The organism is Streptomyces sp. NPDC057877, assembly GCF_042796855.1.
Lineage (GTDB): Bacteria > Actinomycetota > Actinomycetes > Streptomycetales > Streptomycetaceae > Streptomyces.
The window spans coordinates 51,321-73,773 of the sequence record NZ_JBHVMS010000006.1; the positions used below are offsets into that span (position 1 = coordinate 51,321).

At 72.2% G+C, this 22,453-nt stretch carries 19 protein-coding genes; 13 read left to right on the forward strand and 6 right to left on the reverse strand.

Translation table 11 applies throughout. The annotated features are described in order from the left end of the window. The first annotated feature begins 50 nt into the window (after positions 1 to 50). The 6 genes from scy (at position 51) to ACFVQG_RS18815 (ending at position 9,115) form a co-directional block, all read left to right on the forward strand. A complete protein-coding gene (scy, locus tag ACFVQG_RS18790) occupies positions 51 to 3,896 on the forward strand; it encodes a polarized growth protein Scy (protein WP_383383982.1) in 3,846 nt (1,281 codons plus the stop codon). Positions 3,897 to 4,079: 183 nt separating this feature from the next. Then, complete coding sequence (locus tag ACFVQG_RS18795; RefSeq protein WP_210924660.1) at positions 4,080 to 5,015, forward strand: cellulose-binding protein; 936 nt, start codon at positions 4,080 to 4,082, stop codon at positions 5,013 to 5,015. 85 nt (positions 5,016 to 5,100) lie between these two features. Continuing rightward, positions 5,101 to 6,060, forward strand: a complete 960-nt coding sequence (locus ACFVQG_RS18800; RefSeq protein WP_383383987.1) for an ABC transporter ATP-binding protein — start codon at positions 5,101 to 5,103, stop codon at positions 6,058 to 6,060. 1 nt (position 6,061) lies between these two features. Beyond that, positions 6,062 to 6,832 carry an ABC transporter permease gene (locus ACFVQG_RS18805; RefSeq protein WP_383383990.1) on the forward strand — a complete coding sequence of 257 codons (771 nt, stop codon included), beginning with the start codon at positions 6,062 to 6,064 and terminating at the stop codon, positions 6,830 to 6,832. Positions 6,833 to 6,965: 133 nt separating this feature from the next. Beyond that, a complete protein-coding gene (locus tag ACFVQG_RS18810) occupies positions 6,966 to 8,240 on the forward strand; it encodes an ABC transporter ATP-binding protein (RefSeq protein WP_383383993.1) in 1,275 nt (424 codons plus the stop codon). Next, positions 8,237 to 9,115, forward strand: a complete 879-nt coding sequence (locus ACFVQG_RS18815) for an ABC transporter permease (RefSeq protein WP_383383996.1) — start codon at positions 8,237 to 8,239, stop codon at positions 9,113 to 9,115. Before ACFVQG_RS18810 ends, ACFVQG_RS18815 begins: the two co-directional genes overlap by 4 nt. Before the next feature lie 10 nt (positions 9,116 to 9,125). Here ACFVQG_RS18815 and ACFVQG_RS18820 read toward each other — a convergent pair whose 3' ends face one another. Continuing rightward, a complete protein-coding gene (locus tag ACFVQG_RS18820) occupies positions 9,126 to 9,458 on the reverse strand; it encodes an ATP/GTP-binding protein (RefSeq protein WP_383383999.1) in 333 nt (110 codons plus the stop codon). Between the two features lie 232 nt (positions 9,459 to 9,690). Here ACFVQG_RS18820 and ACFVQG_RS18825 point away from each other — a divergent pair, with 232 nt between their 5' ends. Beyond that, positions 9,691 to 10,719: an LLM class flavin-dependent oxidoreductase gene (locus ACFVQG_RS18825; RefSeq protein ID WP_383384004.1), complete on the forward strand. Its 1,029-nt coding sequence runs from the start codon at positions 9,691 to 9,693 to the stop codon at positions 10,717 to 10,719. Positions 10,720 to 11,208: 489 nt separating this feature from the next. Here the strand turns inward: ACFVQG_RS18825 and ACFVQG_RS18830 are convergent, their stop codons facing one another. After that, a complete protein-coding gene (locus tag ACFVQG_RS18830; protein WP_383384006.1) occupies positions 11,209 to 11,601 on the reverse strand; it encodes an SCO5389 family protein in 393 nt (130 codons plus the stop codon). 299 nt (positions 11,602 to 11,900) lie between these two features. Between ACFVQG_RS18830 and nucS the strand changes: the two genes are divergently transcribed. Next, positions 11,901 to 12,572, forward strand: coding sequence for an endonuclease NucS (nucS, locus tag ACFVQG_RS18835; protein ID WP_383384009.1), 672 nt, complete (start codon positions 11,901 to 11,903; stop codon positions 12,570 to 12,572). A 46-nt stretch (positions 12,573 to 12,618) separates the two neighbouring features. Here the strand turns inward: nucS and ACFVQG_RS18840 are convergent, their stop codons facing one another. The 3 genes from ACFVQG_RS18840 to ACFVQG_RS18850 form a co-directional block, all read right to left on the reverse strand. Continuing rightward, positions 12,619 to 15,153, reverse strand: a complete 2,535-nt coding sequence (locus ACFVQG_RS18840; RefSeq protein ID WP_383384012.1) for an ATP-binding protein — start codon at positions 15,151 to 15,153, stop codon at positions 12,619 to 12,621. Positions 15,154 to 15,407: 254 nt separating this feature from the next. Next, positions 15,408 to 15,731, reverse strand: a complete 324-nt coding sequence (locus ACFVQG_RS18845) for an STAS domain-containing protein (RefSeq protein ID WP_381612499.1) — start codon at positions 15,729 to 15,731, stop codon at positions 15,408 to 15,410. A gap of 236 nt (positions 15,732 to 15,967) precedes the next feature. Beyond that, positions 15,968 to 16,816, reverse strand: coding sequence for a 3-hydroxyacyl-CoA dehydrogenase family protein (locus ACFVQG_RS18850; RefSeq protein ID WP_383384015.1), 849 nt, complete (start codon positions 16,814 to 16,816; stop codon positions 15,968 to 15,970). A gap of 187 nt (positions 16,817 to 17,003) precedes the next feature. On the opposite strand from ACFVQG_RS18850, the gene ACFVQG_RS18855 reads away from it, so the two are divergent. Further along, on the forward strand, positions 17,004 to 17,576 hold the full coding sequence (locus ACFVQG_RS18855) for a cob(I)yrinic acid a,c-diamide adenosyltransferase (protein ID WP_383384017.1): 573 nt from the start codon (positions 17,004 to 17,006) through the stop codon (positions 17,574 to 17,576). Here ACFVQG_RS18855 and ACFVQG_RS18860 read toward each other — a convergent pair. Further along, on the reverse strand, positions 17,493 to 18,119 hold the full coding sequence (locus tag ACFVQG_RS18860; RefSeq protein WP_383384020.1) for a hypothetical protein: 627 nt from the start codon (positions 18,117 to 18,119) through the stop codon (positions 17,493 to 17,495). The two genes, ACFVQG_RS18855 and ACFVQG_RS18860, sit on opposite strands and share 84 nt — an antisense overlap. A 152-nt stretch (positions 18,120 to 18,271) precedes the next feature. On the opposite strand from ACFVQG_RS18860, the gene ACFVQG_RS18865 reads away from it, so the two are divergent. The 4 genes from ACFVQG_RS18865 (at position 18,272) to ACFVQG_RS18880 (ending at position 22,451) form a co-directional block, all read left to right on the forward strand. Further along, the gene (locus ACFVQG_RS18865) at positions 18,272 to 19,459 is read left to right on the forward strand and encodes a sensor histidine kinase (protein WP_383384023.1); all 1,188 of its coding nucleotides are present in this window, start codon (positions 18,272 to 18,274) and stop codon (positions 19,457 to 19,459) included. Then, positions 19,456 to 20,097, forward strand: coding sequence for a response regulator (locus tag ACFVQG_RS18870; RefSeq protein ID WP_383384026.1), 642 nt, complete (start codon positions 19,456 to 19,458; stop codon positions 20,095 to 20,097). The genes ACFVQG_RS18865 and ACFVQG_RS18870 overlap by 4 nt, the downstream gene beginning before the upstream one ends. A gap of 120 nt (positions 20,098 to 20,217) precedes the next feature. Beyond that, on the forward strand, positions 20,218 to 22,041 hold the full coding sequence (locus ACFVQG_RS18875; RefSeq protein ID WP_383384029.1) for a glycosyl hydrolase family 18 protein: 1,824 nt from the start codon (positions 20,218 to 20,220) through the stop codon (positions 22,039 to 22,041). 215 nt (positions 22,042 to 22,256) lie between these two features. Then, positions 22,257 to 22,451: a hypothetical protein gene (locus tag ACFVQG_RS18880; RefSeq protein WP_383384033.1), complete on the forward strand. Its 195-nt coding sequence runs from the start codon at positions 22,257 to 22,259 to the stop codon at positions 22,449 to 22,451. Positions 22,452 to 22,453: the final 2 nt, after the last annotated feature.

The following is a 22,453-nucleotide window of genomic DNA, read 5'->3' on the forward strand; positions in this document are numbered from 1 at the left end:
ACGGTGCTCGTTGGAGAGACTTGCGACCAGGGGACGGATGGGACCGCGCAGTGCGGGGCTACGAGAGCCAGGAGCGAGAGCCGGCGGCTGACGTCGACCACCTCACTCGGTTCGAAGCCGAGATGAAACGGCTGAAGACCGAGCGGGAAAAGGCGATCCAGCACGCCGAGGACCTCGGCTACCAGGTCGAGGTGCTGCGGGCCAAGCTGCACGAGGCGCGCCGCACCCTGATGACCCGGCCTGCCTACGACAGCGCCGACCTCGGCTACCAGGCCGAGCAGTTGCTGCGCAACGCGCAGATGCAGGCCGACCAGATCCGCGCCGACGCCGAGCGCGAGCTGAGCCAGGCCCGGGCGCAGACCCAGCGCATCCTCCAGGAGCACGCCGAGCAGGCCGCCCGGCTCCAGGCCGAGCTGCACCAGGAGGCGGTGACCCGGCGCCAGCAGCTCGACCAGGAGCTGGCGGAGCGGCGCCAGACCGTCGAGTCGCATGTCAACGAGAACGTGGCGTGGGCCGAGCAGCTGCGCGCCCGCACCGAGTCACAGGCCCGCAGGCTGCTGGACGAGTCCCGCGCGGAGGCCGAGCAGGCGCACGCCGCGGCCCGCGCGGAGGCCGAGCGGCTGACCGCCGAGGCGCGCCAGCGGCTGCAGAGCGAGGCGGAAGCGGCGCGCGCGGAGGCCGAGCAGTTGCTGCGGCGGGCCCGGACCGACGCCGAGCGGCTGCTGAACGCCGCCTCCACCCAGGCGCAGGAGGCCACCGACCACGCCGAGCAACTGCGCAGTTCCACGCTGTCGGAGTCGGACGCCGCCCGCCGTCAGGCGCAGGAGCTGAGCCGGGCCGCCGAGCAGCGGATGGCGGAGGCCGAGGAGGCGCTGCGCAAGGCGCAGTCCGAGGCGGAGAAGCTGGTCACCGAGGCCAAGGAGGCCGCGGCCAAGACCCTCGCCGGTGCCGAGGCGGCGAACGAGACGCGTACGCGCACGGCCAAGGAGCAGGTCGCCCGGCTGGTCAGCGAGGCCACCAAGGAGGCCGACACCACCAGGGCGGAGGCCGAGCAGCTCGTCGCCGACGCCCGCGCGGAGGCCGAGAAGATCGTCGCGGAGGCCGCGGAGAAGGCCCGTACGATCACCGCCGAGGAGACCGCGAGCCAGCTGGCCAAGACGGCCAGGACCGCCGAGGACGTACTGAACAAGGCGGCCGAGGACGCCAAGAACACCACGAAGGCCGCGGCCGAGGAGGCCGAGCGGATCCGCCGGGAGGCGGAGACCGAGGCCGACCGGCTGCGCGCCGAGGCGCATGACATCGCCGAGCAGCTCAAGGGCGCCGCGAAGGACGACACCGCGGAGTACCGCGCCAAGACCGTCGAGCTCCAGGAGGAGGCGCGGCGCCTGCGCGGCGAGGCCGAGCAGTTGCGCGCGGACGCGGTCGAGGAGGGCGAGAAGATCCGCGCCGAGGCCCGCAAGGAGGCCGTGGCGCAGATCGAGGAGGCGGCGAAGACCGCCGAGGAGCTGCTCGCCAAGGCGAAGGCGGACGCGGACGAGCTGCGCCAGGCGGCGACCTCGGACAGCGAGAAGGTCCGCACCGAGGCCATCGAGCGGGCGACCACGCTGCGCCGCCAGGCCGAGGAGACCCTGGAGCGCACCCGCCAGGAGGCCGAACGGCACCGCGCCGAGGCCGTCGAGCGCGCCGAGTCCATCACGGCGGACGCCGAGCGGGCCGCGCGCGAGCTGCGCGAGGAGACCGAGCAGGCGGTCGCGGCCCGCCGGGCGGAGGCCGCCGAGGAACTGACCCGGCTGCACACCGACGCCGAGGACCGGCTCGCCACCGCCGAGCAGGCGCTGAGCGACGCCCGCGCGGAGGCCGAGCGGATCCGCCGGGAGGCCACCGAGGAGACCGAGCGGCTGCGCACCGAGGCCGCCGAGCGCATCCGGGCGCTGCAGCAGCAGGCCGAGACGGAGGCCGAGCGGCTGCGCGACGAGGCCGCCGCCGACGCGTCCGCGTCCCGCGCGGAGGGCGAGTCGATCGCCGTACGGCTGCGGTCGGAGGCGGCGGCGGAGGCCGAGCGGCTGAAGTCGGAGGCGCAGGACAGCGCCGACCGGGTACGCGCGGAGGCGCAGGCCGCCGCCGAGCGGCTGGCGACGGAGGCGTCCGAGACGCTGGCCGCCGCGCAGGAGGAGGCCGCCCGGCGTCGCCGCGAGGCGGAGGAGCTGCTGGGCGCGGCCCGGCAGGAGGCCGACCAGGAGCGGCAGCGGGCCCGCGAGCAGAGCGAGGAGCTGCTGGCGTCGGCGCGCAGGCGCGTGGAGGACGCCCAGGCCGAGGCCGTACGGCTGGTCGAGGAGGCCGACCGGCGCGCCACCGAGATGGTGTCGGCGGCCGAGCAGCACGCCCAGCAGGTGCGGGACTCGGTCGCGGGGCTGCACGAGCAGGCGCAGGAGGAGATCCAGGGCCTGCGGTCGGCCGCCGAGCACGCGGCGGAGCGCACCCGTCGGGAGGCCGAGGAGGAGGCGGACCGGGTCCGCGCCGACGCCTACGCCGAGCGGGAGCGGGCCAGCGAGGACGCGGGCCGGGTGCGGCGGGAGGCGAGCGAGGAGGCCGAGGCCGCGAAGTCGCTCGCCGAGCGGACGATGGCGGAGGCGATCGCCGAGGCGGACCGGCTGCGTTCGGACGCCACCGAGCACGCCCAGCGGGTGCGCACCGAGGCCTCCGACACCATCGCGCAGGCCGACCAGGACGCGGCACGCACGCGTGCGGACGCCCGTGAGGACGCCAACCGGATCCGTTCGGACGCGGCGACGCAGGTGGACACGCTCATCACCGAGGCGCGTGCCGAGGCGGAGCGGCTGACCACCGAGACGGCGGCCGAGACCGAGCGGCTGCGCGCCGAGGCGAAGGCCCGCGCGGACAAGCTGGTCGGGGACGCCACGGACGACGCGGAACGGCTGCGCGCCGAGGCCGCCGAGACGGTCGGCTCGGCCCGCCAGCACGCCGAGCGGATGCGCTCCGAGGCCGAGCGGGCCAGGGCGGACGCGGCCCAGGAGGCGGAGCGGGTGACGGCCGCCGCGCGAGAGGAGGCCGAGCGCACCCTGGACGAGGCGCGCCGGGACGCCAACAAGCGGCGTTCGGAGGCGGCCGAGCAGGTCGACAAGCTCATCACGGAGACCACCGCCGAGGCCGACAAGCTGCTCACCGAGGCGCAGGAGCAGGCGCTGAAGACCACCGCGGACGCGGAGTCGCAGGCCGACACGATGGTGGGCGCGGCCCGCAAGGAGGCCGAGCGGATCGTCTCCGAGGCGACCGTCGAGGGCAACGGGCGGGTGGAGAAGGCCCGTACGGACGCGGACGAGCTGCTCGTCGGCGCCCGCCGGGACGCGACCGCGATCAGGGAGCGCGCGGAGGAGCTGCGCGCCCGGATCACCTCCGAGATCGAGGAGCTGCACGAGCGGGCCCGCCGGGAGGCGGCGGAGACCATGAAGTCGACCGGCGACCGCTGCGACGCGCTGATCAAGGCCGCCGAGGAGCAGTTGGCCAAGGCGCAGGCGAAGGCGAAGGAGCTGGTGTCGGAGGCCAACTCCGAGGCGGGCAAGGTCCGGATCGCCGCCGTCAAGAAGGCCGAGGGCCTGCTGAAGGAGGCCGAGCAGAAGAAGGCCACCCTCATCAAGGAGGCCGAGGAGCTGAAGGCCGAGGCGATCCGGGAGGCGAGGCGGACCGTCGAGGAGGGCAAGCGGGAGCTTGAGGTGCTGGTGCGCCGCCGCGAGGACATCAACGCGGAGATCTCCCGTGTCCAGGACGTGCTCGAGGCGTTGGAGTCCTTTGAGGCCCCTTCGTCCGGCAAGGACGGCGTCAAGGCGGGTGCCACGGTGGGGGCCCCACGTTCGGGTGGCAAGTCGTCGGACGGCTAGCGGCGGAGTCCGATTCCGGTGTTTTCTGGAGCATTTGACCGACTCTTTGGCAAGCGATCCGACGCTCAGCCACCCAAAAGGGGTGTCATTCTCCAGATCAAACACGTATCCGCTCGATGACACGCCGTTCTGACCCCTAGGATTCCACCTATCACCTCACCGGTCTCATTCGACAGGAACCCCATGAGCGACACTTCCCCCTACGGCTTCGAGCTTGTGCGGCGTGGATACGACCGCGCTCAGGTGGACGAACGTATCTCCAAGCTCGTCTCCGACCGTGACAGCGCTCTCGCCCGCATCACCGCTCTGGAAAAGCGCATCGAGGAGCTGCACCTCGAAACGCAGAACGCCCAGGCTCAGGTGACCGACGCCGAGCCGTCGTACGCCGGTCTCGGCGCGCGTGTCGAGAAGATCCTGCGCCTCGCCGAGGAAGAGGCCAAGGACCTGCGCGAGGAGGCCCGGCGCGCGGCCGAGCAGCACCGCGAGCTGGCCGAGTCGGCGGCCCAGCAGGTTCGTAACGACGCCGAGTCGTTCGCGGCCGAGCGCAAGGCCAAGGCCGAGGACGAGGGCGTCCGCATCGTCGAGAAGGCCAAGTCCGACGCCTCCCAGCTGCGTGCCGAGGCGCAGAAGGACGCGCAGTCCAAGCGCGAGGAGGCGGACGCTCTCTTCGAGGAGACCCGCGCCAAGGCCGCGCAGGCCGCCGCCGACTTCGAGACCAACCTCGCCAAGCGCCGCGAGCAGTCCGAGCGTGATCTGGCCTCCCGTCAGGCCAAGGCCGAGAAGCGCCTCGCCGAGATCGAGCACCGCGCCGAGCAGCTCCGCCTGGAGGCGGAGAAGCTGCGCACCGACGCCGAGCGCCGGGCCCGCCAGACGGTGGAGACCGCGCAGCGCCAGGCCGAGGACATCGTGGCCGACGCCAACGCCAAGGCCGACCGGATCCGTTCGGAATCCGAGCGCGAGCTGGCCGCCCTCACCAACCGCCGCGACTCCATCAACGCCCAGCTGACGAACGTGCGCGAAATGCTGGCCACGCTCACGGGCGCCGCGGTGGCCGCCGCCGGTACCCCGGCCGAGGACGAGCCGATCTCCCGCGGAGTGCCCGCGCAGCAGTCCCGGTAACCAGCCGGAGTACAGCTGACGAACACCCACGGAGCCCTCTGCCACTGAGGTGGCAGAGGGCTTTGTCCCGTTTTAGCGTGGCCGCATGATCGAGCTGGAGGGGCTGACCAAGCGGTACGGCGAGAAAGTCGCCGTCAACAACCTCACCTTCGCCGTCCGACCGGGCATCATCACCGGGTTCCTCGGTCCCAACGGCGCGGGCAAGTCCACCACCATGCGGATGATCCTCGGCCTGGACCACCCCACCGCCGGTGACGTCCGCATCGACGGCAAGCACTACGACGCGCTACGGGACCCGCTCACCTATATCGGCGCCCTCCTGGACGCGAAGGCGGTGCACGGCGGCCGGAGCGCGTACCACCACCTGCTCTGCCTGGCGCAGAGCAACGGCATCCCCAAGCAGCGGGTGCACGAGGTGCTGGACACCGTCGGCCTCACGGCGGTCGCCCGGAAGAAGGCCAAGGGGTTCTCGCTGGGCATGGGGCAGCGGCTCGGCATCGCGGGCGCGCTGCTCGGCGACCCACGGATCCTGATGTTCGACGAGCCGGTCAACGGGCTCGACCCCGAGGGCATCCACTGGATCCGCAACCTGATGAAATCGCTGGCCGCGCAGGGCCGTACGGTCTTCGTCTCCTCCCACCTCATGAGCGAGATGGCGCTCACCGCGGACCATCTCGTCGTCATCGGCCAGGGGCGGCTGCTCGCCGACACCTCCATGGCCGACTTCATCGCCCGCAACTCGCGCAGTTACGTGCGCATCCGCACCCCGCAGCGCGAGCGGCTGCTCGACGTGCTGCACGCGGCCGGGATCACGGTGGTGGAGACCGGCAACGGCAGCCTCGAGGTGGACGGCGACAAGTCCGAGGGGATCGGGGAACTGGCCGCCCAGCACCAGATCGTGCTGCACGAGCTGAGCCCGCAGCGGGCCTCGCTGGAGGAGGCGTTCATGCAGCTGACGGCGGAGTCGGTGGAGTACCACGCGCACGACACGACGACGGAGCCCGCCGGAGGGCCGCAGTGGGGCGAGAGCTGGAGGAGGGGCTGACATGGCGGCGACGCAGGTCGTGAGGTCCGAGTGGACCAAGATCCGGTCGGTGGCGTCCACGGTGTGGACGCTCTCCCTCGCCGTGGTGGTCACCATCGCGCTCGGCATGCTGATCTCGGCGCTGTCGAAGAACGAGTACGACTCCATGAGCGAGCGGGACCGGCTCTCCTTCGACCCCACCTTCATCAGCTTCGCCGGGATGAGCCTCGGTCAGCTCGCGATGATCGTGTTCGGGGTGCTGGTGGTCTCCAACGAGTACTCGTCCGGCATGATCCGCACCTCGCTGGCCGCCGTACCGCAGCGCGGCACCCTGCTGTTCAGCAAGGTCGCGGTCGCCACCCTGCTCGCCCTCGCCGTCGGCCTGGTCACCAGCTTCGCCGCCTTCTTCCTCGGACAGGCGATGCTCGGCGACCTCCGGGCCCACTTCGGGGACCCCGGCGTGCTGCGGGCGGTGCTCGGCGGCGGCCTCTACATGGCCCTGATCGCGATGTTCTCCATGGGTGTCGCCGCGATGCTGCGCTCACCGATGCTGTCGCTCGGCATCCTGATGCCGTTCTTCTTCCTGATCTCCAACATCCTGGGCGGCGTCTCGGCCACGGAGAAGGTCGGCCAGTACCTTCCCGACCAGGCGGGCAGCAAGATCATGCAGGTGGTCACCCCCCTCGACGACGACACGCCCTACGGACCCTGGGGCGGGCTCGGGATCATGGTGCTGTGGGTGATCGCCGCGCTGGTAGGCGGTTACCTGGTGCTCAAGCGACGGGACGCTTAGTCGTGTCACGGTCGCATCGCGAACCGGGGACCTTTTACTCGGCCTTGGCTGGAACCGTCAGCGCCTCGATATCCTCCTAACCCTTACGGGGGCGTGTGCCCCGCTGTCCTGAACCTTTCGATGGGTGCGGAGCATGATCGAAGCAGTCGGCCTGACCAAGCGCTACGGCGACAAGACCGCTGTGTACAACCTTTCCTTCCAGGTACGGCCCGGTGCCGTCACCGGCTTCCTCGGCCCCAACGGCTCCGGCAAGTCGACGACGATGCGGATGATCCTCGGCCTGGACAACCCCACCGCGGGCCAGGTGACGATCGGCGGCTACCCGTACCGCAAGCTGCCGAACGCGCCCCGCCAGGTCGGCGCGCTGCTCGACGCCAAGGCCGTGCACGGCGGCCGGTCGGCCCGCAACCACCTGCTGTCCCTCGCCCAGCTCTCCGGCATCCCGGCCCGCCGGGTGGACGAGGTGCTCGGCGTGGTCGGTCTCCAGGACGTGGCCAAGCGGCGCTCCAAGGGCTTCTCCCTCGGCATGGGCCAGCGGCTGGGCATCGCGGGCGCGCTGCTCGGCGATCCGCAGGTGCTCCTCTTCGACGAGCCGGTCAACGGGCTCGACCCCGAGGGCATCCTCTGGGTGCGGAACCTGATGAAGGCGCTCGCGGCGGAGGGCCGTACCGTCTTCGTCTCCTCCCACCTCATGAGCGAGATGGCCCTGACCGCGGACCACCTCATCGTCATCGGGCGCGGGCAACTGCTCGCCGACATGAGCGTGCAGCAGTTCATCGCCGCGAACTCCGCCGGGTTCGCGCGGGTGCGTACGCCGGACAGTGAGCCGCAGCTGCGCGAGAAGCTGACGGTCGCGCTGACCGAGGCGGGCGGGCAGGTGCTGCCCGAGCAGGACGGCGGGCTGCGGGTGACCGGGCTGCCGCTGCCCCGGATCAGCGACATCGCGCACGAGTCGGACGTACGGCTGTGGGAGCTGTCGCCGCACCAGGCCTCCCTGGAGGAGGCGTACATGCGGATGACGCAGGGCGCGGTGGACTACCGCTCCACGGCCGACCAGAAGGCCGGTCTCATGCAGCCGATGCCGCCCGGCGCGCAGCCGCCGGTGCCGGTGCCCGGGCAGGGTCAGCCCGGTTGGTACGCGCCACCGCCGCCGCAGCAGCAGGGTGGGCAGCCGTTCGCGGCGCCGGAGGGGAATCCGTACCTCCAGGCGGCACCGGCGGCTCCGCAGCAGGCGCCGCCCGCTCCCGCGGCGCCGCCGCAGCCCCCGGCCGCCGCGCCGGAGCAGGCCCCGGCGCCCGCGCCCGCCGTCGCCCCGTCCACGCCCGCGCCCGCGTCGCAGACCCCCGCCCCCGCACCCGCCCCCGCACCCGCCCTCACCGACCCGAACAAGCCCGAGGACGTTCGATGAGCACGCCGCAGACTCCGATGCCGCAGGCCCCGCCCGAGTGGCAGGGCGCGCCCGGGGCGTCGTACCACCCCGGCCACCCCGGCTACACGTCACCCATCCCCGTCGTCCGCACCCACCTCGGGCACGCGATCGCCTCGGAGTGGACCAAGATCCGGTCGGTCCGCTCCACGATGTGGACGCTGGGCGTGTTCATGCTGCTCGTCGTCGGTATCGGCCTGCTGGCCGGGGTGCTGGTGGGCGACTCCTCCGAGGGCGACCTCGGCGGTGAGAGCGCGCTGGCGCTGGGCTTCTTCGGTCTGCTCCTCGGCAGCATGTGCGTGATCACGCTCGGTGTGCTGACGACGGCCTCCGAGTACGGCACCGGCATGATCCGTACCACCATGACCGCGTGCCCCAGCCGGGGCCGGGTGCTGACGGCGAAGGCGATCGTGTTCTTCACGCTGGCGTTCACGGTGACGCTGGTGTCCGCCGGGTTCGTCGCGCTGGTGCAGGTGAGCCTGGTGACCAACGCCCGGGAGCCGTCCGGCGCGGAGTGGCTGAAGGGCACGGTCGGCGTCTCGCTCTACATCGCGCTGCTCGGCCTGCTCTCGCTCCTCGTCGGCTCGATCATCCGGCACTCGGCGGGCGCGATCACCATCATGATCGCCGCGGTGCTGGCCCCGCTGGTGATCGCGCTGTTCATGTTCTCGTCGTCACTGGAGGGCCTGCGCACGGCGCTTTTCGAGTACTCGATCCCCAACCAGCTCAGCATCTTCTACGCCAACTCGCTGTCCGAGTCCGGCCCTTCGGGCTGGGACCCGCTGTGGATCATTCTCGGCGTCACGGCCGTCACGTTCGCGGGCGCCGTGGCGCTCCAGGAGAAGCGGGACGTGTAGCCGGACCCGCTCAGAACCTCGGCGCGTTACGGGACCGCCGTACCGATGTGGTGCGGCGGTCCCGCGCGTTCCAGCAGGCCTTGTGCCAGTGCCGACGGTCGTCGACGCCCGCGTGCTCCGGCCAGGCCACGACATGCGGTATGGCGGAGGGGATCAACTGGTCGCAGCCGGGGCAGCGGTACGTCTTGCCCTCCGCGCTGGCGCCCGCCACGTGCCGCACGCTCCACTGCTCGCCCTGCCAGCTCTCCGTGGACTGCCAGCCGCCGTAGCGGCCCGGGGAATCCTCCTCGGCGCTCCGGCCGTGGAAACCGGAGCCCTTGGGTCGGTTGCGACGCGGGGACACAGGACACCTCACGGAGCTATACAGGTAACGGGGCCGCATCAAGCCTACGCGGGCCCGGCACGGGTACGCGGACACGGTGTTCCGCGCAAGTCACGTGCCCAGGGCGCTTCCGAAGCCGTCCATTTGGCAGACAATCCGCAAATCCCTCCGCCAGCCCGTGTCCTCGGCACGTGTCAGACGGTTATGCGGGGTGGGGGCGCTCCGTGTCGGAGCCGAGGAAGCAGGAAGTGCCATGCGCGTAGGAAGTTTCGTATTGGGGGCCCGGTTCCCGGGTCAGGGCCAGGGGGAGGCACTGCACCGCGCGGTCCGCTCCGCCGAGGTGGCCGAGGAGGCGGGGCTCGACGCGGTCTGGCTGGCCGAGCACCATTTCGTGCCGTACGGCAGCTGCCCGTCGGCGATCACCCTGGCGGGGTTACTGCTCGGCCGCACCGACCGCATCCGGGTCGGTACGGCCGTCAGCGTGCTGTCCACCCAGCACCCGGTGGCGCTCGGCGAACAGGCCGCGCTGCTGCACGTGGCGAGCGGCGGACGCCTCTCGCTGGGCGTCGGGCGGGGCGGGCCGTGGGTGGACCTGGAGGTCTTCGGGACCGGCCTGGAGGCCTACGAGAAGGGGTTCCCGGAATCACTCGATCTGCTGGTGCGCTGGCTGCGCGAACCCGCCGTCGCCGCCGCCGGGGAGCGGTTCCGGTTCCGTGCGGTGCCCGTCGTGCCGCGGCCGTCGGAGTGTCTGTCGGCCACCGAGGGGCCCGAGGTGCTCGTCGCCTGCACCTCACCGGCGAGTGTGCGGCTGGCCGCCGAGCGGGGGCTGTCGATGCTGCTCGGGATGCATGTGGGCGATGAGGAGAAGGCCGAGATGGTCGCCCTGTGGCGGCAGCACGCGCGCGCGGTGGGCCGCTCGCCGGAGGAGATCGCCCGCGCGGGCCATGTCTCGGCCGGTGTCTGCCAGATCGCCGACCGGCGCACCGACGCGGTGGAGACGCTGATGAAGGCGTTGCCGGGCTGGCTGAAGCAGGGCCTTGACGCGCATGTCACGGTGGACGGCCGACAGCGCCGGATGCGCGATCCGCTGGCGTACACCGAACTCCTCTGCGGGCTGCACCCGGTGGGCACACCCCGGCTCTGCGCCGACCGCCTCGCCGCGTCCAGCGAGCGGACCGGAATCTCCCGCTTCGCCCTGCTGGTGGAGGGGTCGGGGGACCTGGCGGCGACAGAGGAGAACGTACGGCGGTTGGGGGCGGAGGTGCTGCCGCATCTTAGGTGAGCGGGGTGCCGGGTATGGCCGCCGGTCCAAGGGGGGCGCCGGATCCAAGGTGGGCGCCGGATCAGAGGTGAGCCCGTATTTGAGGTGGGCGCGCCGAATGTGAGGTGAGCGCCGATGCGGGATGAGCGCCATGGCCCGGTGAACGCTGTACCCGGGATGAGCGCCATGGCCCAGCGAACGCCGTACCGACACACGCGCCATGGCCCAGCGAACGCCGTACCGACACACGCGCCATGGCCCAGCGAACGCCGTACCCGACACGAGCACCACGGCCCAGTAAGCGCCGTACCCGGGATGAGCACCACGGCCCAGTGAGCGCCGCATCCCAGACGAGCGCCGTACCCGCGTGAGCACCATGCCGAAGGGGAGTGGGGCCCGCCGTCCGTCGGCCACCCTCCGCCGTCAACGTGCCGGTGTCGCGAGGGGCTTGCCGCTCCGGTACAAACTGCACCTCCCGCGTACGGAGCGGCAAGCCAGCGGCTCACCTCGTCAGCAGTCCCGCAGTTCCGGAGACTGGTTCAGCAGTTGTCCGCGGACGGACGTGAACCGGGCCAGCCTCTCGTCCGCCGAGGTGTCCAGCGGGAACACCGCCACCCGGTGGCAGTTCTGGAAGGCCAGCCGCACCCCGAAGTGCCGCTGAAGCGCACCGCGGATGGCGTCACTCGCGAGCGCACGCAGCAGCTGACCGCGTGCCTGCTCGTCCGGCGGGGGCGTCTGGTTGTCGGCGAACTCTCCGCCGTCCACCTTCAGCTGGGCCACCAGGGAGCTGATCATCTCCCATGCGTAGGGCAGGGAGGTCCGGACGCAGTCGACGAAGTCAGCTTCGTCGACCTCGCCTCGCTCGGCCTGTTCGAGTAGGGCCGGTGAGACGTCGAGCGACATGGGTTCTCCTCTCGCACCCCCAACCATCAGGGGTTGCCGGACAGGTATGGGGGACCGCGAACTCGGCCACGCTCAGTACACACATCGCGACCTCCCGTTTAATACGGTAGGCAACTGCCGGTGACGGCACCAGGCGAATGCCCACACAGGCGGCCACGGGTGGGCGCACAATCGGCCACGAACGAACGGGAGTGTTCCGGGAGAACTGGGACGCCGGACGCGCGTGCCGGGGCGGGCGGAGACGGGCGGGAGGCAGGCGAATCGCGTGGAGCGGGGGCCGTCGAGTAGCGTTGCCGACCATGCGTCTCGTCATTGCCCGATGCTCCGTCGACTACGCGGGCAGGCTCACCGCCCATCTTCCCTCCGCGCCCCGTCTGATCCTGGTCAAGGCGGACGGCAGCGTCTCGATCCACGCGGACGACCGGGCCTACAAGCCCCTCAACTGGATGTCGCCGCCCTGCACCCTGAAGGAGGGGAACGGTGATGAGGAGGGCGTCTGGACCGTCGTCAACAAGGCGGGCGAGAAGCTCATCATCACCATGGAGGAGGTCCTCCATGACTCCTCGCACGAACTCGGCGTGGATCCTGGCCTGATCAAGGACGGCGTGGAGGCGCACCTCCAGGAACTGCTCGCCGACCGCATCGAGACCCTCGGCGACGGCTACACCCTGATCCGGCGCGAGTACATGACGGCCATCGGGCCGGTCGACATCCTGTGCCGGGACGCCGCGGGCCAGACCGTCGCGGTCGAGATCAAGCGGCGCGGTGAGATCGACGGCGTCGAGCAACTCACCCGCTACCTGGAGCTGTTGAACCGCGACCCCCACCTGGCCCCGGTCCGCGGCATCTTCGCCGCCCAGGAGATCAAGCCCCAGGCCCGCGTGCTCGCCACCGACCGCGGCATCGGCTGCCAGGTCCTGGACTACGACGCCCTGCGGGGCATCGAGGACGACAAGCTGCGGCTGTTCTGACCCGGACGCGGGGGCGGACGCGCATCCGGCCCGCCCCCCGCGCCCGTCAGATCACCGGCTCCGAGCCGCCCGGGGACTCCGAACCCGCCGCGCCGCTCTCCGGGGCACTCGCCGTGGTCTCCGCCGGGCCGCTGGCCGAGTTGGACGTCGTCGGGGGTTCCGGGGACGTCTCGGAGGTGGTGGGGGTCGGGGTCTCGGACTCGGTCGGGGTGGGTGTCGGGGTGGCCGTCCTCGTCGGGGGCCTCGTGGTCGGCGTCGAGGAGGACGACGGCGGCTTCGTCGTGGACTTGGTCGGGGAGGTCGAGGGGCTGCCCGGGGTCGTGCCCTGGGTGCCGCTCGGGTCGTCGGTGGGGGTGTCCGGGGGCGTGGTGCCCGAGGCCGTCGGGGCCGGGTCGTCGGCGGTGCCGGGTGTGCCGTCGGGGCCGGGGTCGGACGGCCTGCCGGTGGCGTCGCCGGTGTCGGCGTCGCTGTCCTGACCGGCCTCGTCGGCGCCGAGGCTGCCGTCGTCGGTGCCCTGGCTGGCGGAGGGGTTGACGCCCACCTGGTCTGAGGGGCTCTCGGCGTCGTTGCTGGAGGTGGCGCCGAGCGTCACCACCGTACCGAGCACGGCGGCGAGCAGCGCGCCCGCGCCCGCCGCGACGAGGTTGCGCTTGGCGAGGCCGCGCAGCCCGCCCCGGGCGTGCCGGGAGCCGGAACCGGCCGCGGGCTGCCGGGTGACCAGCGTGTCGGCGGGCGACTTGAGCAGCGGGAAGGCGGACAGCGAGGCCGGGACGCCACCGGGCGGCGACGCGGACTCCTCGTGCAGCGCGGAGGGCACCTCCTCGCCCGCCGTGCCACCGGCCACCGGGAGACCGGTGCCGGAGCGGTCGGCGACCAGGGCGAGGGCGCGGCGTCCGGCGACGGTGCCGCGCTTGTCGGCGAGGGCGCCGCGCAGCCCTATGGCGGCCTCCAGCTCGGCGCGGGCCCGGTCCAGCCGTCCCTCGCAGAGCGCGAGGACGCCCAACTCATGGTGGAAGTAGGCCTGTTCGGCGACCTGCCCGGCGAGCCGGGACGCCTCGGCGCCGGACCGCAGGGCCCGCTCCCAGGCGCTCCAGTGCAGCCCCGCGGCGAACGCGGGCGCCGCCGTGCGGGCCAGCCGGACGGCGGTGCTCTCCTCGCCGTCGGCGGCGGGCGTGGTGGCGGGTACGAGGACGGCGAGCGCGGCGAGCACGGCGTCCGCCTCGGCGCACACCCGCTCCGGGGTGACCGAGGGGTGCCCGGCCCACCAGGCGTAGTGCTGGGCGGCGGTGCGGGCCCGCTCCGGAAGGTCGGCGGCGTACCCGGCGGCCTCCAGCTGGGTCCGCACCCCGGCGGCGAGCCGGTAGCGGGAGCCGACCGGGGAGACCAGCGCGCAGTCGAGCAGCTCACCGAGGGCGGCGTCGGCGTGGGTGTCCCCGACGAGCGCGGGCAGGTGCGCCTGGTGCGGCACCTCGCCGCCGAGCGCGACGGCGAACCGCAGGGTGTCGCGGGCCGAGGCGCTCAGCCGGGAGGCGAGCAGCTCGGCGGGCGCGGCGCCCTCGGCGAGCGAGGGCAGCGGCACGTCGTCGGCGACGGTGGCGTCGACGGGCGGGTCCAGCACCGCGTCCACGGGCGGCGCGTCCTCGAAGACACCGAACTCGTCGACCGCGTCCACACCCGCCAGCAGCCGGTCGCGCTGTCTGAGCAGGGCTCCGGCCTGGACGAAGCGCAGCGGCAGGCCCTCGGACTCGAACCACAGGTCGCCCGCCCAGTTGGCCTCCTCGTCGGTGAGGGTGCGGCCGACGGCCAGTTCGAGCAGTTCCAGGCCGCCCGCCCGGTCGAGCCCGCCGAGGGCGACCTCCTCGAGGTCCGCGTCGGCGGACGGCGCGGGCACGTCCGGGGTGGTGCCGAACAGGAAGGCGCACTCGGGGGTGGCGTCCAGCAGCTCGTCGAGGGCGGCGCCGCCGATCTCCAGGTCGTCGACGACGACCACGGCACCGATGTCCCGGACCAGTTCGAGCAGTTCGTCCGGTTCGGGGCGGTGCAGCGGGGCGTCGTGGACGGCGTAGAAGAGGTCGTGCAGCAGGTCGTCGCCGGTGCGGTGGAAGCCGGAGAGGCGGACCACGCCGTCGGGCGCGAGGTCCGCGCAGTCCTCGGCGACGAGGTCGAGCAGCCGGGTGCGGCCGGAGCCCCCGGGGCCGGTCAGGCGCACCGAGCGGCCGCGGGCGAGCAGCCGTACCAGTTGCTCGCGTTCGTCCTGGCGGCCGAGGAGCGGCGGCGCGGGCCGCTGCGGTCCGGCCGGGACCGGGGGGCGGGCGGCGCGGTCGCTCTCGGCGCGCTGGGCGGCGGTCAGTTTGCGCGGGCGCGCGGGGCGTTCCCCGGGCGGGCAGGGTTCGATCTCGCTGCCGTCGACGGGGTTGACGGTGAGCAGCAGTTCGCCGGTGACGAGTCGCACCGTGCGGGCGAGCGCGGGCGCGTGCTGGGCGAAGTCCGGTGTGAGGGAGTCCCTGGGCGGGCGCGGGCGCGGTGCTTCACCGTCGCCGTCCTGGCCGTAGTCCTCGGGCCCCCGGGTGTTCGGGTCCATAGGTTTCAAGCCCCCCAAAGGCGTCGTGTGCTCATCCAGCCCCTCCCGGCCACGCCGCACACGGCGCTGTCACTTCTGGTCCGGTGCCCGCGCGACGGGGTTCGGTCGAAGGGGTTTCGGGCGGCGGGCAGTCGAACCGTAAACCTTCGCTCAGTATCTACGACAGCCCGGGGTGCCGAGCCGTCGAAGAGGTCACGGTCTCGTGAGGATTGTGCGGGGCGTGCGAAGGCCGACCCGGGTCACCGGAGCGCGGGTCACACGCGGGGCAGTGACTCCACGCCGATGCCGCCCTCGATGGCGAGGATGCGGTGCAGCCGGGTGGCGACCAGCAGGCGCTGCATCTGCGGTGGTACGTCGCGCAGCACCAGCCGCCTGCCGCACCGGCCGGCCCGACGGTGGGCACCCATGATCACCCCGAGTCCGGTGGCGTCCCAGGAGTCCAGTTCTGACAGGTCGAGCACCAGGTCGCCGACTCCGTCGTCGACGGCCGAGTGCAGGACCGCACGGGCGTCCGCCGCGCTGCGGACGTCGAGGCGGCCCCCGACGACCAGCTCGGCGTGGTCGCCCCTGATGTGCATATGCGCTCCCGTACGTGCGTCTCGTTGCCTCGCGTCGTGATGTCTGGTGGTGCGGTCCCGGCCCTGTGGGCGGCCGTGCGCCCGCTGGGCCGGGGGTGTACCGGGATGTTCCGGGGTGTTACTGCAACCAGGTGTTGCATCCTCTGACGGCTGCGCGCCCCCAGAGGTTGCCGTCTGTAAGCGAACCGATACCGAATTCACCCCGGGGTGTGATACTCCGGAGGCCGGGTGCGGTGTCAGTGCTTGTAGAAGCCCTGCCCGCTCTTGCGCCCGATGTCACCGGCGTCAACCATCCGGCGCATCAGCTCCGGCGGGGCGAACTTCTCGTCCTGGCTCTCGGTGTAGATGTTGCTGGTGGCGTGCAGCAGGATGTCGACGCCGGTGAGGTCGGCGGTGGCCAGGGGGCCCATCGCGTGGCCGAAGCCCAGCTTGCAGGCCAGGTCGATGTCCTCGGCGGTGGCGACACCGGACTCGTAGAGCTTGGCCGCCTCGACGACGAGCGCCGAGATCAGCCGGGTGGTGACGAACCCCGCGACGTCGCGGTTGACGACGATGCAGGTCTTGCCGACCGACTCGGCGAACTCCCGGGCGGTGGCGAGGGTCGCGTCGCTGGTCTTGTAGCCGCGCACCAGCTCGCACAGCTGCATCATCGGCACCGGCGAGAAGAAGTGCGCGCCGACGACGCGCTCCGGGTTCTCCGTCACGGCCGCGATCTTGGTGATCGGGATGGCGGAGGTGTTGGAGGCGAGCACCGCGTCCGGGCGGGTGATCCTGTCCAGGGTGCGGAAGATCTCGTGCTTGACTTCCAGCTTCTCGAAGACGGCCTCGACGACGATGTCCGCGTCCGCGGCGGCGTCCAGATCGGTGGTCGTGGTGATCCGGGCGAGCGCGGCGTCGGCGTCGTGCGCCTCCATCCGGCCCTTGCTCACGAACTTGTCGTACGAGGCCTTGATGCCGTCGGTGCCGCGCTTCAGCGCCTCGTCGGTCACATCGCGCAGGACGACGTCCCAGCCCGCCTGGGCGGAGACCTGGGCGATGCCGGAACCCATGAGACCGGCCCCGATGACGGCGAGCTTCCCTGCCACTGTGCGACTCCCCTGATACGCGCTGTCGTTGTGCTCTCGAGCGGACCCTAGCGCTCGTGAGGGGCCGTGTGACCGCTAAGTAATACGCGTCACGTCTCACATGACGGACATCACACCGGCAGGGGTCACAGGACCCCGCAGACGGCCTAGTTGAGCCGGACGCCGGGCGCCTCACTAGGCTGGCCGCATGGTCAATCTGACGCGCATCTACACGCGGACCGGCGACAAGGGCACCACCGCCCTCGGGGACATGAGCCGGGTCCCCAAGACGGACCTGAGGATCGCGGCGTACGCCGACGCCAACGAGGCGAACGCGGTGCTCGGCACGGCGATCGCGCTGGGCGGGCTGCCGGAGGAGGTCGTCAAGGTGCTCACCCGGGTGCAGAACGACCTGTTCGACGTGGGCGCCGACCTGTCGACGCCGGTGGTGGAGAAGCCGGAGTACCCGCCGCTGCGGGTCGAGCAGTTCTACGTGGACCGGCTCGAGGCGGACTGCGACCGGTTCAACGAGCGGCTGGAGAAGCTGCGCTCCTTCATCCTCCCCGGCGGCACCCCGGGCGCGGCCCTGCTCCACCAGGCCTGCACGGTCGTTCGCCGTGCCGAGCGCTCGACGTGGGCCGCGCTGGAGGTCCACGGCGACCTCATGAACCCCCTGACGGCGACCTACCTCAACCGGCTATCGGACCTGCTGTTCATTCTCGCGAGGACCGCGAACCTCGGCGTCGGGGACGTGCTGTGGGTGCCGGGCGGGGAGCGCTGACGCCGCCTTCCCGGGGTCCTTCTTCGGCCACAGCAGATAGGTGAGCGCGATCACGCCGTGGATGCCCGCGGCCCGCAGCGCCACCCACTGGAACGACCGCAGCGAGGAGACGTCGCCGCTGTCACCGACGTACCACACGGCCCCCTGCAGCAGCGCGCAGGCGACCGCGGCGGCGAGGACGGTACGCAGCCACAGGCGGCCCTCGTGGGCGGCGCGGGGCAGGCCGTAGCGGGGCGGTCCCGTCGGCTTGGGCGCCCCGGCCAGCCGGTGCGCGGCGTGGCCGTCGAGCCAGCGGATCGTGTAGTGGCCGTACGCGACCGTGAAGCCGATGTAGAGCGCCGCCAGGCCGTGTTCCCAGCTCGGCTCGGCGCCGTTCCTCAGGTCGATCGCGGTGGCGACGAACAGCACCACCTCCAGCAGCGGCTCGCACAACAGCAGCGCCACACTCGTACGGCGCCACTTCAGCAGGTAGCGGACGGCCAGGCCGAGCGCCAGCAGTACCCAGAAGCCGACCTCGCAGACGATGATCAACGCGACGATCACGGCGTGCTCCTTTCGGTCACCCTTCCAGGCTCCCGGCGGATCCGGCCGGACACGTCGTCGCCGATGACGAACCCCGAGTACATCGAAGGATGCAGTCCGGGACCCTCCCCCGGCATCAGGCGACGGGCGCCCGCCCCGTGTTGGATGGGGTCATGGCCGTACGACTCCCCCGCCCGCACCGCTTCGACGTGTACGTGGCACTGGGCGGGCTGCTCGGCGGGCTGCTGCTGTGGGCCGTAGGACTGTTCCCGCGGCTGCCGGACGACTCCCTGGTGCTGTGGTCCTCCGACTGGGCGGCCCTGGTCCCGCTCGCGGCGACCGCGGGGTGCGAGCTGCTGCGCCGGAGCAGGCCGCGCACGGTGCTGCTGATCGGGACGGTGGCGCTGGTCGCGGACACCTTCACGCGGGGCAGTGTGGTCACGGTCCTGCTCTACACGGACCTGATGTACGCCGCCGTCCTGTACGGCACGCCCGCCGCGGCCCGTCGGATCCCCTGGGTCACCGGGCTGCTCACGGTCGCCGGTGCCGTGGTGCCGTTCGCGGTGTGGCGGGTGCCGGAGGCGCTGCTGATCGGGGTCGGGGTGGGGATCGTGTCGTTCGGGCCCGCGTCCACCGGGCTGATCGTGCGCAACCACCGGGACGCGGCCGAGGCCGCCCGGCTGCGCGCCGAGCAGACCGCGCTGCTGGCCGAGATGGACCGGGTGCAGGCGGTGACGGCGGAACGGGCGCGGATGGCGCGGGAGTTGCACGACATGGTCGCCAACCACCTCTCCGCGATCGCCATCCACTCCACCGCCGCGCTCTCCCTGGACGACCCGGCGACCTCCCGGCAGGCACTCGGTGTCATCCGGGAGAACAGCGTGGCGGGACTGGCCGAGATGCGCCGTCTGATCGGCCTGCTGCGGGACGCGGGCGCCGAGACCGTGCCGTCCGCGGCGCCCACCCTCGACGGGCTCGGCGCGCTGGTCGGCACCGCCCGCGCCAACGGCCTCGACGTCACCCTGACGGACGCCCACGGCGACGGACTGCCCGCGCCGGTGGAGCTGGCGGCGTACCGCATCGTCCAGGAGTCCCTGACCAACGCCCTCAAGCACGCCGGGCCGGGCCCGGTCCGGGTGCTCCTGGAGCGCCGGGACGGCCGCCTCGACATCGCGGTGACCAGCCCGTACGGCGGCCACGACGGCCCTCGGGCGCCCGGCTCCGGCGCCGGTCTGGTCGGCATGCGGGAGCGGGCCACGCTGCTGGGGGGCGGGCTGGACGCCGGTCCCGAGAGCGCGGAGGACGGCAAGATCTGGGCCGTACGCGCCACCCTGCCCGTCACCGAGGGAGACACCGCATGATCCGCGTCCTCGTCGCCGAGGACCAGTCCGCCGTGCGCGCCGGGCTGGTGCTCATCCTGGGCAGCGCGCCCGACATCGAGGTGGTCGGGGAGGCGGCGGACGGGGAGCGGGCGGTGGCGCTCGCGGGTGAGCTGCGGCCGGACCTGGTGCTGATGGACATTCAGATGCCGGTGCTCGACGGGGTGTCGGCGACCCGGCGGATCGTCGCCGAACGGCTCGCCGACGTGCTGGTGCTGACCACCTTCGACCTCGACGAGTACGTCTTCGGGGCGCTGCGGGCGGGGGCGTCCGGGTTCCTGCTGAAGAACACCGAGGCGAAGGACCTGCTGGCCGCCGTGCGGACGGTGGCGCGCGGCGAGGGGCTGATCGCCCCGGCCGTGACGCGGCGTCTCATCGCGGAGTTCGCGGCCGGTCCGGCGCGGGAGCCGAAGGCCGACCCGGCGGTGCTGCAGAGCCTGACGCGACGCGAACGCGAGGTGCTGTCCTGCCTCGGTGAGGGGCTGTCCAACGCCGCCATCGCGGTCCGCCTCGACATGGCCGAGGCCACGGTGAAGACGCACGTCAGCCGGTTGCTGGGGAAGCTGGAGCTGCGCAGCCGGGTGCAAGCGGCGGTGCTCGCGCAGGAGTTGGGCATCTAGTCCTCGGACATGTCAAGTGGTCCAGACCTATTGACCCGTGGTCCAGACCTTTCTATTCTCGCGGCACCGTGGGCGTGAAGGCTCAGTCATGCCCCCCACACCCCCATAAGGAGGCGCAGCATGCGCTTCAGACACAGAGCGGCGGCAGGGTTCGCGACCCTGTTGCTCCCCCTCGCCGGACTGGTCGGGCTCGCATCCCCCGCCCAGGCCGCCGCCGAAGCCACCGCCACCTACGCCAAGACCCAGGACTGGGGCTCCGGCTTCGAGGGCAAGTGGACGGTGAAGAACACCGGCACCACCTCCATCAGCTCCTGGACGGTCGAGTGGGACTTCCCCTCCGGCACGTCCGTCACCTCCGCCTGGGACGCCGACGTGACGTCCTCCGGCAACCACTGGACCGCCAAGAACAAGGCGTGGAACGGCACCCTCGCCCCCGGCGCGTCCGTCTCCTTCGGCTTCAACGGCTCCGGCTCCGGCGCCCCCGCCAACTGCAAGCTGAACGGCGCCAGTTGCGACGGCGGACCCTCCGTCCCCGGCGACAACCCGCCGTCCGCCCCGGGCACCCCGAGCGCCTCCGAGATCACCAACACCTCGGTGAAGCTCAGCTGGAGCGCCGCCACCGACGACAAGGGCGTCAAGAACTACGACGTCCTGCGCGGCGGCACCAAGGTCGCCACGGTCACCGGCACCAGCTACACCGACTCCGGTCTGACCGCGGGCACCGACTACTCGTACACCGTCCAGGCCCGTGACACCGCCGACCAGACCGGCCCGGTCTCCGGCGCCCGCGCCGTGCGCACCACCGGCGGCTCCACCGACCCCGGCCCCACCAGCAAGATCAACCTCGGGTACTTCACCGAGTGGGGCGTCTACGGCCGCAACTACCACGTCAAGAACCTGGTGACCTCGGGCTCCGCCTCGAAGATCACGCACATCAACTACGCCTTCGGCAACGTGAAGAACGGCCAGTGCACGGTCGACGACACCTACGCCGCCTACGACAAGGCCTACACCGCCGACCAGTCCGTCAGCGGCACCGCCGACACCTGGGACCAGCCGCTGCGCGGCAACTTCAACCAGCTGCGGCAGCTGAAGGCGAAGTACCCGCACATCAAGGTGCTGTACTCGTTCGGCGGCTGGACCTACTCCGGCGGCTTCGGCCAGGCCGCGCAGAACCCGGCCGCCTTCGCCAAGTCCTGCAAGGCCGTCGTGGAGGACCCGCGCTGGGCCGATGTCTTCGACGGCATCGACATCGACTGGGAGTACCCGAACGCCTGCGGTCTGACCTGCGACACCTCGGGCCCGGCCGCGTTCAAGAACCTCTCCCAGGCGCTGCGCGCCGAGTTCGGCCCCAACTACCTGGTCACCGCCGCCATCACCGCCGACGGCTCCTCCGGCGGCAAGATCGACGCCGCGGACTACGGCGGCGCCGCGCAGTACCTCGACTGGTACAACGTGATGACGTACGACTACTTCGGCGCGTGGGCCAACACCGGCCCGACCGCCCCGCACTCCCCGCTCACCTCGTACTCCGGCATCCCGACCGCGGGCTTCAACTCCGCGGACGCGATCGCCAAGCTCAAGGCGAAGGGCGTGCCGTCCTCGAAGCTGCTGCTCGGCATCGGCTTCTACGGACGCGGCTGGACCGGCGTCACCCAGTCCGCCCCCGGCGGCACGGCGACCGGCGCGGCACCGGGCACCTACGAGGCGGGCATCGAGGACTACAAGGTCCTCAAGAACTCCTGCCCCGCCACCGGCACCGTCGCGGGCACGGCGTACGCCCACTGCGGCAACCAGTGGTGGTCGTACGACACCCCGTCGACGATCGCCGGAAAGATGACCTGGGCCAAGAACCAGGGCCTGGGCGGCGCGTTCTTCTGGGAGTTCAGCGGCGACACCAGCAACGGTGAACTGGTGGGCGCCATCAGCAACGGCCTGAAGTAACCCCCACCGCACCACGAGGAACCACGCCGCGGACAGACCGTACGTCTGTCCGCGGCGTGCGCGTACGCCACGAGCCCCCGGCGTACGCGCACCGGGGACCTTCGGCACCGGGCGGTAGGGCCGAACGGCGGGTGCCCGGCCCCCGGCGGCCGGGGAGACTCCTGGTCTCGGAAGAGACTCGGAAAGACTCCTTGAACCAGCACACGGGGGAGAACATGAAGCGCAAGCCCAGCGGGTCCACACCCCGGGCGGCATGCCTCGGCGGATGCGCGGCGGCACTCGCCGCGGTGCTGTCGGTCTGGCCCGCCACCGTCACGGTGAACATAGCCACGGAACAGCGGGAGACGGTCGTGGTCGAACGGACCAGCGTGCCCGGTACCTATGTGGCGGGCGACATCTGCCCGCTGTGACC